We start from the raw sequence: 12,906 nt of genomic DNA, 5'->3' as shown, positions 1-12,906 counted from the left end.
AGTGTCGGGAATCCATGCCTCGACAGATCATGCAGTCAGAGGCGTTCAGAATAATATCCGCAACCACCGACCTGACGAACAACGCCCAGGTCGGTCAAGGCAACGATCAGATTGCGGAAACGGACCGAACGAGTTCAGCCGCCGCCGGCCCATGGACCGTGATGCGCGCCGGGTGCATCGATGCGCTCGAAGCCATGCGCGCCAAAATAATCGCGCTGCGCCTGGATCAGGTTTGAGGTGCCGCGTCCCTGGCGATAGCTGTCGAAATAGGCCAGTGCCGATGACAGCGCCGGCGTCGGCAGGCCGGCTTCGGCGGCCTGCGCCACGATGCGGCGCAGCGAGGGATGCGCCTCCTTCATCATCTCGATGAAGGCCGGCGCCATCAAAAGGTTTGCGAGCGCGCCGCTCTTCTCAAAAGCGTCGGCCAGCGTGCCGAGGAACTGCGAGCGGATGATACAGCCGGCGCGCCAGATCTTGGCGATGGTCGGCATCGGCAGGTTCCAGCCGAACTGTTTCGAGGCAGCATCCATCACTGCGAAACCTTGCGCATAGGCAGCGATCTTGCCGGCGAAGAGTGCGAGTTCCAGATCGTGCAGGACCTTGTCGCGGTTGCCCGAAAATTTCGAGACGCCGCCGGTGCCATAAGCCTTTTCCGCCGCCAGCCGCTCGTCCTTGAGCGATGAGAGAATGCGTGCCGAAACGGCAGCCTCGATCGCGGTGGCTGACACGCCGAGCGTCTGCGCCTCGATCACCGACCATTTGCCTGTGCCCTTCTGGCCGGCGCGGTCGAGGATCATCTCGACGATAGGCTTGCCGGTATCGAGATCGTCAGCAGCCAGAACGGTCGCGGTGATTTCGATGAGGTATGAATTCAGCCGGCCCTTGTTCCATTCGGCGAAAACCGCGCCGATTTCCTTGGGCTTCATGCCAAGCCCGTCGCGCAGCACGCCGTAGATCTCGGCGATCATCTGCATGTCGGCATATTCGATGCCGTTGTGGATGGTTTTCACGAAATGCCCGGCGCCACCGGTCCCGAGCCAGGCGGCACAAGGCTCGCCCTCGAACTTGGCCGAAATGTCGATGAGGATTTTTTCGACGCGCTTGTAGGAGTCTTCCGTGCCGCCGACCATGATCGAGGGGCCGTGCCGCGCGCCTTCCTCGCCGCCCGAAACGCCCATGCCGATGAAGGTCAGGCCGGAGCCGTCGAGTTCGGAAAAGCGCCGGATCGTGTCGCGGAAATTGGCGTTGCCGGCATCGATGATGATGTCGCCCGCCGAAAGCACCTCGCGAAGTGCTGCGATCTGCTCGTCCACCGGCTGGCCGGCCTGCACCATGATGATGACCGGGCGCGGCGGTTTGATCGCGTCGGCGAGTTCAGCCAGCGTCGTGCAGGGCACGATCATCTTGCGCAGGTCGCCCGCTGCCTCGAAGAATGTGCCGGTGCGGCTGGTGGTGCGGTTGAAGACGGCGATCGGGTGGCCGTTTTCGGCGATATTAAGGGCCAGGTTGGAGCCCATGACGCCAAGGCCAATCAGGCCGATTTCGGCTTTTTCCATTTTTGTATCCCGGATTGTTTTTGGTTTGAGAAGTGCCTCACCTAGATCCCGATGATCGACCGGCAGGCGGGCCGCGTCAACACGTCACGGCGCGGGTCTGCCCCTGCCATAATGCATGGCAGCGCAGTTTGCTCCCGGCGTCGCGCCGATGTGACTTTCGCAGACAGACAAGGTTCAGCGCCCGCGCCGCTTGCGGCCATAGAGTTCCAGACGGTGGTGGACGATGTCATAGCCCAGCGCCTCGGCGATTTCGTTCTGCAATTGCTCGATGCGGTCGGACTTGAATTCGATGACGTCGCCGGTGTCGAGATCGATCAAATGGTCGTGATGCTCGCCGCTGGCCTGTTCGAAGCGCGAGGGCCCGCCCTCGAAGGCATGGCGGTGAATGGCCCCCAGGCCTTCCAGCACTTTCATCGTGCGATAGACGGTCGACAGCGAAATGCCGGAATCGATCGCGGCCGCGCGCCGGAAGATTTCAAGCGCGTCGGGGTGATCATCCGTCGCCGTCAATATCTCCACGATGATGCGGCGCGGGCGGGTGATCCTGATCCCTGCCTTGCGCAGCATTTTCTCGTAGTCTGGTTTCTGATTCTTCTGCTTTGCCATGCCCGGAATATGCGCCAGATGACACCCAGTTGCAAAGAAGTAAGAGCCTTTCTCAACGGAAAGCCGACGTTGGACACCTCACGCGAGCCTCATGGTTTTGACCATACGGTCAAAAGTTAGCTGCATTGATGTGCTTTCTCCGCTATTACCGCTGACAGGACTCGTGAAGCGTCACTTCACGGGCTATCCTCCGCCAAAAGTGTGGAGTGAAAGGGGAGGTGATGAGCAGCAAGTTTCTTGAGGCCGGTCTCAGCACAGGAGAGGCGCGGGATTCCAGCGTGACCTCCCTGCCGACGCGCATTGCCGCCAATACGCCTGCCACGCATGGCATTGCCCGCAACCCCGGCATGGCGCTCGATCTCGGCTTTCTCGAATCGATGCGCAACGTCAACCGCTCGGCGCTTGAACGCCGCGTCGCCTCGCTCACCAAGCGCCGCTCGATCAAGGCCGACAACCAGGCGGCGTGGCTCCTGCGTTCCATCGCCTGCATGGACCTCACCACGTTGAACTCGAACGATACCGACGAGCGCGTGCGCCGGCTCTGCGCCAAGGCGATCAACCCGTTGCGCCGCGATATCGCGGAAGGCCTCGGCCTCGGTGACACGGTGATACGGCCCGCTGCCGTCTGCGTTTACCACCCCTTCGTCGCGACGGCTGTGGACGCCGTTAAGGGCACCGGCATTCATGTCGCCGCCGTCTCCACCGCCTTCCCGCATGGGCTGGCGCCGCTCGCCACCCGCCTTCAGGAGATCGAGGCCTCGGTGAAGGACGGCGCCGACGAGATCGACGTGGTCATCCCGCGCGGGCTGGTGTTCGGCGCCAAATGGCAGGAGCTCTATGACGAGATCGTCGCCATGCGCGCCGCCTGCGGCGAGGCGCATCTCAAGGTCATCCTCGGCACCGGCGATCTGGCGACCTTGCGCAATGTCATGCTCGCCTCGATGGTGGCGATGATGGCGGGCGCGGATTTCGTGAAGACTTCGACCGGCAAGGAAAGCGTCAATGCCACGCTGCCGGTCGGTCTCGCCATGGTACGCTCGATCCGCGCCTATTTCGAGCACACCGGCTATCTCATCGGCTTCAAGCCGGCGGGCGGCATTTCCACCGCCAAGGTCTCGCTCGACTGGCTGGTGCTGATGAAGGAAGAGCTTGGCCGGCCGTGGCTGGAGCCGGAGCTTTTCCGCTTCGGCGCATCCAGCCTGCTCACCGACATCGAGCGCCAGCTCGAGCACCATCTGACCGGCCGCTACTCGGCCAATCATCGCCACGCAATGGCGTGACGGCAAAGAATTCGGGAGATTTTTCAATGAACATTCTCGAACGCTACGCCGCGATGGAATATGACGCAGCCCCCGAGGCCCGCAACGAAGCCGACGCCTGGCTCGCTGGGCGCGATTTCGGCAAGGCGCTGTTCATCGGCGGCGAGTGGAAGGCGGCAGCCGGAGGAAAAACCTTCGAAACCAGCGAACCGGCGACCGGCAAGCTGCTGGCAAAAATCTCCGACGCGGGTGACGCCGATATCGATGCGGCAGTCGCAGCGGCGGCCAAGGCGCTGCCGAAATGGAGCGCGCAATCCGGCTACGCCAGAGCCAAGGTGCTCTACGCCATAGGCCGCGCCATGCAGCGCCACCAGCGTCTGTTCGCGGTGCTGGAATCGATCGACAACGGCAAGCCGATCCGCGAAAGCCGCGACATCGACGTGCCGCTGGCGATCCGCCATTTCATCCATCATGCCGGCTGGGCGCAGTCGCTGGACAAGGAATTCCCGGACCACAAGCCGGTCGGCGTCGTCGGCCAGATCATCCCGTGGAATTTTCCGCTGCTGATGCTGGCGTGGAAGATCGCGCCGGCTCTCGCTGCCGGCTGCACCGTGGTGCTGAAACCCGCCGAATACACGCCGCTGACGGCCATCCTATTCGCCGAAATCTGCGAGCGCGCCGGCGTGCCGAAGGGCGTCGTCAACATCGTGCCCGGCGGGCCGGAAGCCGGTGCGGCCATCGTCAATCATCCGGGCGTGCAGAAGATCGCCTTCACTGGTTCGTCGGAAGTCGGCAAGATCATCCGCAAGGCCACCGCCGGCTCGGGCAAGAAGCTGTCGCTGGAGCTCGGCGGCAAGTCGGCCTTCATCGTCTTCGAGGACGCGGATCTCGACAGCGCCGTGGAGGGGCTGGTCGATGGCATCTGGTTCAACCAGGGCCAGGTCTGCTGCGCGGGCTCGCGCCTGCTGGTGCAGGAGGGTGTTTCCGACGCCTTCATCGCCAAGGTCAAGACGCGCATGGGCCGTCTGCGCGTCGGTAGCCCGCTCGACAAGAATACCGATATCGGCCCGCTGGTCGACAAGACCCAGCTCGACCGGGTGAACGGGCTGGTCGCCGAGGGTGCAAAACAGGGCGCCGAATGCTGGCAGCCGGATTGCCCATTGCCTTCGACGGGCTATTTTTACCTCCCGACGCTGGCGATCGGTGTTTCGCCGGCTAATATCCTTGCTCAGGAAGAGGTATTCGGGCCGGTTCTGGCCGCCATGACCTTCCGTTCGACGGAAGAGGCGATCGAGCTTGCCAACAACACGCGCTACGGCCTCGCAGCTTCGGTGTGGAGCGAGAATATCAACCTCGCACTGCATGCAGCGCCGCAGCTCAAGGCCGGTGTGGTCTGGGTCAACGGCACCAACATGTTCGACGCCGCCTGTGGTTTCGGCGGCTACCGCGAAAGCGGCTTCGGCCGCGAGGGCGGCCGCGAAGGCATGCTCGAATATCTCTCGGTAAAGCTGCCGCTGGGCTCTGCGATCAAGCCGGCGACGGCAGAAAAGATCACCGAGCGCACTGAGACCGACGGCATCGGCATCGACCGCACGGCAAAACTGTTCATCGGCGGCAAGCAGGTTCGGCCAGACGGCAATTATTCGCTGCCTGTCGCTGATAGGAAAGGAAAACTTGCCGGCGAAGTCGGGCTGGGCAGCCGCAAGGACATTCGTGATGCGGTGTCGGCGGCGCGGGGCGCCAAGGCTTGGGCCGAGGCGACCGGCTACAACCGCAGCCAGGTGCTTTATTTCCTCGCCGAAAACCTCTCGGCGCGCGCCGACGAGTTCTCGGCGCGGCTGGTGCAGCTCACCGGTGTTAGCGCCAAGGCAGCGCGCGAGGAGGTCGAGCTTTCCATAGAGCGGCTGTTCTCCTTTGCCGGCATGGCCGACAAGTTCGAAGGCCGCGTGCATGCGCCGCCGGCACGGGCTGTGACGCTGGCGTTGCATGAGCCGGTCGGCGTCATCGGCATCGTCGCGCCAGACGAGGCGCCACTGCTCGGCCTGATCTCGCTGGCAGCACCCGCGCTTGCCATGGGCAACACGGTGGTGGCTGTGCCGAGCCAGAAGCATGCGCTGCTGGCAACCGATCTCTATCAGGTCATCGAATATTCCGACGTGCCGGCCGGCGCGATCAACATTGTCACCGGCAAGCATGCCGAACTGGCGGCCGTGCTGGCCAAGCATGACGATGTCGACGGACTGTGGTGCGTGGCTGATGCCGACACTTGCAAGCTGGTCGAAGCGGAATCGATCGGCAACCTCAAGCGTGTCTGGACCAGCAATGGCAGGAATGTCGACTGGCGCTCCGATCTGGTCGCCGGCGATGCCTTCCTGCGCCGCGCCGTCGAGGTCAAGAATGTCTGGGTTCCCTATGGCGATTGAGCGCTTTTCTCACACGGCAATCGGGCTTGACGCTTTCAGTCTTGTTCTTTACCGATAAATAAACATTTTGATAGGCTGGCCCGCCGAGGGCCAGCTTTGCGTCGGGAGGAAGCATGACGGGGACATTGGCGGGCAAGAGCGTGGTGATTACGGCTGCGGCGCAGGGCATCGGCCGTGCCACGGCTTTGGCCTTCGCGCGCGAAGGCGCGCTGGTGACGGCCACCGATATCAACGAGACGCTGCTCGCCGAACTCACTCGCGAAACCGGCATCGTGACGAGAAAACTCGACGTTCTCGACGATGTGGCGGTGGAAAAAGCCTTTGCCGAGATCGGGCCGGTCGATGTTCTGTTCAACTGCGCCGGCTTCGTGCATTCGGGCTCCATCCTCGAGATGAAGGACAGCGACCTTGACTTCGCCTTCAACCTCAATGTACGCGCCATGATCCGCACCATCCGCGCTGTGCTGCCCGGCATGATCGAGCGCGGTGGCGGCTCGATCATCAACATGTCGTCGGTCGCCTCGAGCATAAAGGGCGTGCCCAACCGCTTCGCCTACGGCACCACCAAGGCAGCGGTGATCGGGCTGACCAAGGCGGTTGCCGCCGACCATATCGGTCAGGGCATTCGCTGCAACGCCATCTGCCCCGGCACGGTGGAAAGCCCGTCGCTGGAAGGCCGCATGCGCGCCGGCGGCGATTATGAGGCGGCACGCGCTGCCTTCATCGCCCGCCAGCCGATGGGCCGGCTCGGCACGCCTGAAGAAATCGCCGCACTTGCCGTCTATCTCGCCGGCGCCACCTACACCACCGGCCAAGCCTATGCCATCGATGGCGGCTGGACAATCTGATTTTCACTAAGGGAGTTTTGACGTGAAATTGCTGCGCTATGGAGAAGCGGGACGCGAGCGCCCGGGCCTGATCGACAAGGATGGCGTGATCCGCGACCTGTCACAGCACATTGCCGACCTTGGCGGCGAGACCATCGATCCGAAGGAACTCGACCGGCTGGCGCGCATCGATCCGGCCTCGCTGCCCGTGGTCACCGGCAATCCGCGCATCGGCCCTTGCGTGCATGGCACAGGCAAATTCATCTGCATCGGCCTCAACTATTCCGACCATGCGGCCGAAACCGGCGCCACCGTACCGCCGGAGCCGATCATCTTCATGAAGGCCAGTTCGGCCATCGTCGGTCCCAACGATGACGTGCTGATCCCGCGCGGGTCCGAAAAGACCGACTGGGAAGTGGAACTCGGCGTCGTCATCGGGCGCAAGGCAAAATATGTCTCCGAGGCCGACGCGCTCGACTATGTCGCCGGCTACTGCACGGCCCATGACGTGTCCGAGCGTGCGTTCCAGACCGAGCGCTCGGGCCAGTGGACCAAGGGCAAGAGCTGCGACACGTTCGGACCGATCGGACCGTGGCTGGTGACCAAGGACGAGGTGCCGGACCCGCAGAATCTCAAGATGTGGCTCACCGTCAATGGCGAGAAGGTGCAGGATGGCTCGACCAGGACGATGGTCTATGGCGTGCGCTATCTCGTTTCCTATCTCAGCCAGTTCATGTCGCTGCATCCCGGCGACATCATCTCGACCGGCACCCCGCCCGGCGTCGGCATGGGCATGAAGCCGCCGCGCTATCTCAAAGCCGGCGACGTCGTCGAACTCGGCATCGAGGACCTTGGCCAGCAGCGGCAGGATGTGAAGGCCGACGCCTGAGGCAGGCCCGACCGGAAATCGTCAGCCGGCGATTTCCGGGTCGAGCGTGAACAGCTCCTGCGCCTTGCCGACGCCGCGCAGGGCGTAGCGTCCGACCGAGACGAGCTTTGCCCTTTCCGCGTCCGGCAAGGTGTCGCGAAATGCCGAAGAAAAGAGCGTGCCGCGCCCGGCCGAGCGGCACATCGTCTCGATGCGGCTCGCCTCGTTGACGGCCTGGCCGACCACGGTGAAGTCCAGCCGGTCCTTGCTGCCGATGTTCCCATAAAAGACATCGCCGATATGCAGCCCGAGACAAATGCCGGTGACCGGCTGGTTTTCGGCCGACCGCCGGCGATTGAGTGCTTCCAGCCTAAGCCGAAGATCGGCTTCGGCTTGAAGTGCGCAAACGCAGGCATTGGCAGGATCGTCGGCGGTGAAGATAGCCAATATGCCGTCGGCCATCAGCTTGAGCACGTCGCCGCCTGCACCCTGCACTGCCGTAATCACGATCTCCGCATAGTCGTCGAGAAGCGGAATGAGCTGGTCGGAATCGATCCTCTCCGACAGCGCAGTGTAGCCCTGCATGTCGGAAAACCAGATGACGGCGTTTATCCGCTCGACTATGCCGCGCGATATCCGGCCCTGCAGGACGCGCTGGCCGGCATCCCGTCCGAGATAGGCCTCCACCAGCGACTGAGCGATGCGCGCAAGGGATGTCGATTTGATCGCCAGGCAGAGCACCGGAACCAGACGCCGGAGCGCTGCGATGTCTTCTTCGCTGAACCCGCCGGCGCGCGCCGTCGTCCAGCGCGACAGGATGCAGTCCAGTTCGCCGATAACCGAGTCGCGGCTGAACCTGTGCACCATGGCCAGGTAATCGGTCTGACCTTCCTGCTGCAATTCGCTGAAAACGGAGAAGCCCTCGGTCTCGCCGTCGCAGAGCCGCCGCCGCATTTCGTTCTCGCCGCTTTGAAGCAGGTGATAGAACGGGCTCTTCTTCCACTCCTCCAGGCCTTCGCCCTGATTGCTCGGGCCGTATTCCACGAAAGGCGTTTCAAGCAGCTGGTCGCGCCGCCAGAAAAACGCCCTGCCCTCATAGACAGGGTGCAGCGTGTCGACGATGGCAACGCTGCGGGAGAGATCGAGCCCGGCCTCGACGCATCGATCGCAAAAGCCTTGCAGCAAATCGATCTCGCTGTCGCCCGCGAGACCCCGCTGGACGATCCAGTCTGCAAGGAGGTTCAGGCTTTCTTCGTTCATCGGCTCCGGCCTGTTCGCCAGTCACAGGATGCGACGGCCGGAGGCTGCTTTCAAGCCAGTGTCTTGCCGTCCGCGTCAAACCGATAGGTCTTCGCCGGGTTGGGCGTGGCATAGAGCGTGGCGCCCGGCTCGGCGTCATAAACGCCGAAGATACGGATGGTCAGCAGCCCGGCCTTTTCCGTGTCGATATAGAGATTGGTGTCGGCGCCGAGATGCTCGGCATGGATGACCGTGCCTTTCCAGGCGCCGGATTTGGCGTCGACAGTCAGATGTTCGGGGCGAACGCCGACGGTCTTGGCCTTTGGCTCGCCAAGATGCGCGCCGTCGATGAAGTTCATTTTGGGCGAACCGATAAAGCTGGCGACAAATTCATTAGCCGGCGAATTGTATAGCTCCATGGGCCTGCCGATCTGCTCGATGCGACCGCCATTCAACACGACGATCCTGTCGGCCAGCGTCATCGCCTCGACCTGGTCGTGGGTGACGTAGATCATTGTTGCCGACAGCCGACGGTGAAGCTGCGCAATCTCCAGCCGCGTGTTGACGCGCAGGGCTGCATCCAGATTCGACAAGGGTTCGTCGAAGAGAAAGAGTTTCGGTTCGCGCACCACGGCGCGGCCGATGGCGACGCGCTGGCGCTGGCCGCCGGAAAGCTCGGCCGGCCGCCGTTCGAGGTAGGGCTCCAGCGACAGCATCGACGACGCCGTGGCGACGCGGCGCGTGATCTCGTCAGTCGGCGTCTTGGCCTGCTTGAGGCCGAGGCTCATATTGTTGCGCACCGAGAGATGCGGATAGAGCGCATAGGTCTGGAAAACCATGGCAATGCCGCGATCGGACGGCGGCACGGCATCGACCTTGCGGCCGTCGATCAGCACATTTCCCGAGGTTGCGTCCTCCAGCCCTGCAATCACGCGCAGCAAGGTCGACTTGCCGCAGCCGGAGGGGCCGACGAAAACGACGAACTCGCCGTCGTTCACCTCCAGGTCGATGCCTTTCAGCACGTCGACACTGCCGAAGGATTTTTTGACGTTCTCGATTTTGAGCGAACCCAACTGGTCGTTCCCTTCCGTTTCCTACAGCGTAACAGCGCGGCCGGTGCGCACACTTTCATCCGCCGCAAGGCAGACGGCGAGCGATTTCACGGCGTCACTCATATGGCGGGTGAGGTCGATGTCCTCACGGACGGCCTTCAGCAGAAAGGCCTGCTCGAGGTCACACAAATCCTGATGGCCGGGCTCGCCGCTCATCGACAGGTTCTGGTCCGGCGCTGCAAAGCGGCCATCCTTGCCGGTGGCGGCGTGGTGCACGCGGATCATATTGGTCTTGGTATGGGCATCGACATCGTCGGATTTCGCCTTCTCGTCCATGACGATGGAGACGCAGCCATTGGGCGAGATGACATCCTTCACGAAGAAGGCGGTTTCGGAAATCATCGGGCCCCAGCCGGCCTCGTACCAGCCAACCGAACCGTCGTCGAACAGCACCTGCAGATGGCCGTAATTGTACATGTCGGAGGCGATCTCGTCGGACAGGCGAACGCCCATGCCGCGCACTTCGACCGGCCTGGCATCGGTGATCTGGCACATGACGTCGAGATAATGCACGCCGCAATCGACGATGGGCGAGATCGTCTTCATCAACTGCTTGTGCGTGTCCCAGGTATGGCCGCTCGACTGCTGGTTCAGGTTCATGCGGAAGACATAAGGCCCGCCAAGTTTACGCGCTTCGGCGATCAGCCTGATCCAGGACGGGTGATGGCGCAGGATGTAGCCGATCACCAGTTTTTTGCCATTGGCCTTCGCCGCCGCCACGACACGCTCGGCGTCGGCAACGGTTGTCGCCAGCGGCTTCTCGACGAAGACATGGCAGCCGGCTTCCAAAGCTGCGATCGCGTAGTCGGCATGGCTGTCGGAATAGGTGTTGATCGAGGCGACGTCCGGCTTCAGCTCGCGCAGCGCATCCTCGAAGGAGCGCCGGATTTCATAGCCGGACAGCTCAGCCGGAAGCGGAACGTCCGAGCGATTGACCAGCGATGCGATCTCGAAGCCGGGATTGTTGTGATAGGCCAGCGCATGGCTGCGGCCCATATTGCCGAGCCCGGCAACGACGACGCGCAGAGGCTTTTCACTGGACGCACTCACTTGACGGCTCCCGAGGTGATGCCGCGGATCAGTTGCCGCGAGAAGATGAGGTAGAGCACCAGCACCGGCAGGATCGCCAGCGAAAGCGCTGCCAGCACCGCGTTCCAGTTGGTGACGTACTGGCCGATGAAGAGCTGGGCGCCGAGCGTCACCGTCTTGGTCGCTTCGGACGGGGCGAGGATCAGCGGGAACCACAGGTCGTTCCATATCGGGATCATGGTGAAGACGGCAACCGTCGCCATGGCGGGGCGCACCAGCGGCAGCACGAGGCGGAAGAAAATGCGGTATTCGCTGAGCCCGTCGATGCGGCCGGCGTTCTTCAGATCGTCGGACACCTGCTTCATGAATTCGGACAGGATGAAGACGCAGAGCGGCAGGCCTTGCGCGGTGTAGACGAGGATCAGCGCTGTCAGCGTGTTGACCAGCCCGCTTGCCACCATCAACTGCAGGATGGCGACCGTTCCGAGCCGGATCGGGATCATGATGCCGAGCGCCAGATAGAGCCCCATCAGCGTGTTGCCCTTGAAGCGGTATTCGGCAAGCGCGAAGGCCGCCATCGCGCCGAACAGCAGCACGAAGAACAGCGAGGCGACGGTGACGATAAAACTGTTCTGGAAGTAGAGGAAGAAATCACCCTGCGCCAGAACCGTGGTGTAGCCGACGAGATCGAATGTCTCGGGCGTCGGCGGCGACAGCGGCGTGCGGAAGATCGCGTTGCGCGACTTCATCGAGTTGATGATGATCACCACGACCGGGAACAGCGCGATCACCGTATAGGCGATCAGCACCGCATGGGCGGCGATGGTGCGGGGGAGGGAGTGTGTTGCCTTGCTCATCGCGCCGCCCTCAGAATTGATACCGACGCAGACGCGTCTGGATGGCGAAGAGGTAGAGGCAGACGCCGGTGAGGATGATGAAGAACATCATCGAGGCGATGGTCGAGCCCATATAGGGATCGCCCGTCTGCAACTGGAAACCGAAGAAGGTGCGGTAGAGGAAAGTGCCGAGAATGTCGGTCGCATAGTTCGGGCCGGCGAGCGCGCCTTGCGCCGAATAGATCAGGTCGAAGGCATTGAAATTGCCGACGAAGGTCAGCACGGAGATGATGCCGATCGAAGGCAGGATCAGCGGCAGCTTTATCTTCCAGAACTGCGACATGCCAGTGATCCCATCGCATTCGGCGGCCTCGATCACCTCGTCCGGGATCGACAGCAGGGCGGCATAGATCAGCATCATCGGGATGCCGACAAACTGCCAGACCGAAATAAGACCGAGCGTGGTCAGCGCGTATTCCTCCTTGCCGAGCCATGGCACGAACAGGCTCTTCAGGCCGACGAGATCGAGCAGGTTCGGCGCCACGCCCCAGAGCGGGCTGAGGATCAGCTTCCAGGCAAAGCCGACGATGACGAAGGACAGCACCGTCGGAATGAAGATCGCCGTGCGGTAGAACGCCGAAAAGCGCAGTTTCGGGCTGGAAAGCAGGGCTGCCAGCGCGATGCCGATCGGGTTCTGCACCAGCATGTGGATGATGAAGAACCAGGTGTTGTTCCACAGCGCATTCCAGAAAGTGGCCGACCAGCGTGGGTCGAAGAACAGTCGGCGGAAATTGTCGAGGCCGGCAAAGATGCGCGACTGATGACCGTCGGCAGTGAACAGCGACAGCTGCAGCGTGCCGAACAGCGGCAGGATCATGATCGCCGTATAGACGAGCACCGCCGGCGCCAGGAAAACGGCGATATGCCAGCGGAATGGGCGCCTGTTTTCGGTGTCTCCGGCCATGGTCTAGCTTTCCAAACTTGGTGCTGGAATTGATAGGTGTGGTGCCGCCCCTCATCCCCCTGCCGGGACCTTCTCCCCGTATAGTGACGGGGAGAAGGGAGAAGCTCCAACGCTGACGCCTCCTCTCCCCGTCTTTCACGGGGAGAGGGTAAGGGTGAGGGGCAGCGCCAACAACTACAATTGTCTA

The 12,906-nt window shown here is 62.5% G+C and carries 11 protein-coding genes; 4 read left to right on the top strand and 7 right to left on the bottom strand.

Annotated elements, in window-relative coordinates; all coding sequences use genetic code 11:
• Positions 1 to 134 precede the first annotated feature (134 nt).
• Both gnd and G6N74_RS17225 read right to left on the bottom strand, forming a co-directional pair.
• Positions 135 to 1,556, bottom strand: a complete 1,422-nt coding sequence (gnd, locus tag G6N74_RS17230) for an NADP-dependent phosphogluconate dehydrogenase (RefSeq protein WP_165119165.1) — start codon at positions 1,554 to 1,556, stop codon at positions 135 to 137.
• A gap of 174 nt (positions 1,557 to 1,730) precedes the next feature.
• Positions 1,731 to 2,162 carry a Fur family transcriptional regulator gene (locus G6N74_RS17225; protein WP_165119164.1) on the bottom strand — a complete coding sequence of 144 codons (432 nt, stop codon included), beginning with the start codon at positions 2,160 to 2,162 and terminating at the stop codon, positions 1,731 to 1,733.
• Positions 2,163 to 2,383: 221 nt separating this feature from the next.
• Here G6N74_RS17225 and deoC point away from each other — a divergent pair, with 221 nt between their 5' ends.
• From deoC to G6N74_RS17205, 4 genes are all read left to right on the top strand, one after another.
• Entirely contained in the window at positions 2,384 to 3,442 is a 1,059-nt protein-coding gene (deoC, locus tag G6N74_RS17220) for a deoxyribose-phosphate aldolase (protein WP_165119163.1), read from the top strand.
• A gap of 26 nt (positions 3,443 to 3,468) precedes the next feature.
• Entirely contained in the window at positions 3,469 to 5,844 is a 2,376-nt protein-coding gene (locus G6N74_RS17215) for an aldehyde dehydrogenase family protein (protein ID WP_165119162.1), read from the top strand.
• A gap of 113 nt (positions 5,845 to 5,957) precedes the next feature.
• The gene (locus tag G6N74_RS17210; RefSeq protein WP_165119161.1) at positions 5,958 to 6,692 is read left to right on the top strand and encodes an SDR family oxidoreductase; all 735 of its coding nucleotides are present in this window, start codon (positions 5,958 to 5,960) and stop codon (positions 6,690 to 6,692) included.
• A 22-nt stretch (positions 6,693 to 6,714) separates the two neighbouring features.
• The gene (locus G6N74_RS17205) at positions 6,715 to 7,560 is read left to right on the top strand and encodes a fumarylacetoacetate hydrolase family protein (RefSeq protein WP_165119160.1); all 846 of its coding nucleotides are present in this window, start codon (positions 6,715 to 6,717) and stop codon (positions 7,558 to 7,560) included.
• Between the two features lie 21 nt (positions 7,561 to 7,581).
• On the opposite strand, the gene G6N74_RS17200 is transcribed toward G6N74_RS17205, so the two are convergent.
• The 5 genes from G6N74_RS17200 to G6N74_RS17180 are packed head-to-tail and all read right to left on the bottom strand — an operon-like array spanning position 7,582 to position 12,719.
• Positions 7,582 to 8,799 (bottom strand): adenylate/guanylate cyclase domain-containing protein, encoded by a 1,218-nt coding sequence (locus G6N74_RS17200; protein WP_165119159.1) that lies wholly within the window; start codon positions 8,797 to 8,799, stop codon positions 7,582 to 7,584.
• Positions 8,800 to 8,849: 50 nt separating this feature from the next.
• A complete protein-coding gene (locus tag G6N74_RS17195; protein WP_165119158.1) occupies positions 8,850 to 9,851 on the bottom strand; it encodes an ABC transporter ATP-binding protein in 1,002 nt (333 codons plus the stop codon).
• Between the two features lie 21 nt (positions 9,852 to 9,872).
• Positions 9,873 to 10,940, bottom strand: coding sequence for a Gfo/Idh/MocA family protein (locus G6N74_RS17190; RefSeq protein WP_165119157.1), 1,068 nt, complete (start codon positions 10,938 to 10,940; stop codon positions 9,873 to 9,875).
• Positions 10,937 to 11,776, bottom strand: a complete 840-nt coding sequence (locus G6N74_RS17185) for a carbohydrate ABC transporter permease (RefSeq protein ID WP_119813917.1) — start codon at positions 11,774 to 11,776, stop codon at positions 10,937 to 10,939. Before G6N74_RS17185 ends, G6N74_RS17190 begins: the two co-directional genes overlap by 4 nt.
• 10 nt (positions 11,777 to 11,786) lie before the next feature.
• On the bottom strand, positions 11,787 to 12,719 hold the full coding sequence (locus tag G6N74_RS17180; protein WP_165119156.1) for a carbohydrate ABC transporter permease: 933 nt from the start codon (positions 12,717 to 12,719) through the stop codon (positions 11,787 to 11,789).
• Between the last annotated feature and the right edge of the window lie 187 nt (positions 12,720 to 12,906).

The organism is Mesorhizobium zhangyense (assembly GCF_011045115.1).
Lineage (GTDB): Bacteria > Pseudomonadota > Alphaproteobacteria > Rhizobiales > Rhizobiaceae > Mesorhizobium_M > Mesorhizobium_M zhangyense.
The sequence above is the reverse complement of the archived record's forward strand: the minus strand, read 5'-3'. Positions and strand labels throughout refer to the sequence as shown.